At 70.2% G+C, this 1737-nt stretch carries 1 protein-coding gene; it reads right to left on the bottom strand.

Annotated elements, in window-relative coordinates:
- Nucleotides 1–411: 411 nt before the first annotated feature.
- Nucleotides 412–1431 carry a hydroxymethylbilane synthase gene (hemC, locus tag ABD879_RS32490; protein ID WP_345025622.1) on the bottom strand — a complete coding sequence of 340 codons (1020 nt, stop codon included), beginning with the start codon at nucleotides 1429–1431 and terminating at the stop codon, nucleotides 412–414.
- Nucleotides 1432–1737 lie beyond the last annotated feature (306 nt).

The raw sequence follows: 1737 nt of genomic DNA, 5'->3' as shown, positions 1-1737 counted from the left end.
TTCATTTCAAGATCATCCAGCCGTGTCGCCGTCACCAACGTCCATGGTCAGTACATCTAGGCGACGGGACGAGCGTTCAAGGTTCGCGTCACCGACTCCGCCATGATCACCAGCGACTAGAGCGCTCTAGGTCCGCCCGCTAACCAGCGGCACCCACGCCGCGCATCCGGACTCCCGCCCCGTCGGGATGTGCCGACGCTGGGCAGCGCCGACGGACGCAAGGCGACGGGCGGCGCGGGCGCCGGAAGGCTTCGGAGATCAGCGCGAATGCCTCACGCAGAACCGGAAAAAGATGCCAACCCGCATGTGACCGCCCCGCCCTTCATGCGGACCGGAGCAAGGCGGCTTTGTGCCGTCGGCCGTCAGTGATCGTCCGCACCGACGGCCGACGGGAACACCGCGAACCCGCCGTCAGTGCGGGATGCCGTCGATGATCGCCCGCGCGCCCTTGCGGGCCAGCGTCGCCGCGACGAACGCCCCCAGTTCGGGGGCGCGGTCGGGCGTGTCCCATTCGTGCGCGTAGGCGAACGTGCCGCCCTCGCGCGAGAACACCATCCCCAGCAGCGACAGCTGCCCGTCGGGCGTGGTCGTGCAGTGCCCGGCGATCGGGCTGTTGCAGTGGCCCCGAAGGCTGTGCAGCATCGTGCGTTCGGCGGTCGCGTGCACGCGGGTCACCGGGTCGTCCAGCAGTCGCGCCAGCTCGACCAGCGCCTCGTCGGTCTCGCGCACGTGCAGGCAGATGATCCCGGCGCCGACCGCCGGACACATCTCCTCCAGCGACAGGACCTGGTCGGCGCGGTGCTCCATGCCGATACGCCGCAGGCCCGCCCCGGCCAGGATCATCGCGCCGAACCGCTGCTCGGCGTCCAGACGGGCGAGGCGGGTGTCGACGTTGCCGCGGATCCGGTCGACGTGCAGATCGGGACGCACGCGCAACAGCTGCGCCTTGCGCCGTACGGCCGATGTGGCGATCTTCGAGCCGGGAGGCAGGTCATCGAGGTGCGAGTACTTCGAGCCGGTGGGGAACACGACGACGTCGCGGACGTCCTCGCGCGGCAGGTACGCGGCGATCACCGTGCCGGGTGCCAGCGGCACGTCCCCGGGAACGTCCTTGAGGCAGTGCACCGCCATGTCGATCTGCCCGGTCACCAGGGCCTTGTCGATCTCCTTGAGGAACGCCCCCTTGCCTCCCAGCTGGGCCAGGTCGCCGCGCCAGGCATCGCCGGAGGTCTGAATACCGACGATCTCGACATCCAGGCCGTCGACCTGCCCGGCCAGCAGATCGCGGACAAGGTGGGCCTGGGCCATGGCCATCGGAGACGTGCGGGACCCCAGCCGGAGGCGCCGTCCACTGAGCACCCGTCCACGGTAGACCGCTACCGGAGCGGGGGAGGGCATCACCGCGGAGGTGGCGCGTTCGATCTCGGCCATCAACGGTCCTTCGCGTAATGGCGGGGCGGACTGCCACGCCATGGAAACCGCTCCACCTGTCTGGTGCCGCACCCCCGGGAGGTAACCCGTGCACACGGGGGCTCGGCAGTCTGGGGGCGGCGGCGCGGCAGTGATGACATATCGGCCGGCCGCGCCGCCGCCGTCCGGGGACCGCGGCCCCGGGTGTGGTGTGTGCCGCTAGGTAAGGTCCGGGGCCACGGGCTCGATCTCAGACCGGGTTGTCGGGGGAGTCGAGGTAGACGTACTGGAGGTCGTGGAAGACGGCGACGCCGAACCGGTCAGTCG

Origin of the sequence: Actinomadura keratinilytica (genome assembly GCF_039539665.1) — a bacterium.
GTDB classification, from domain to species: domain Bacteria; phylum Actinomycetota; class Actinomycetes; order Streptosporangiales; family Streptosporangiaceae; genus Spirillospora; species Spirillospora keratinilytica.
The sequence above is the reverse complement of the archived record's forward strand: the minus strand, read 5'-3'. Positions and strand labels throughout refer to the sequence as shown.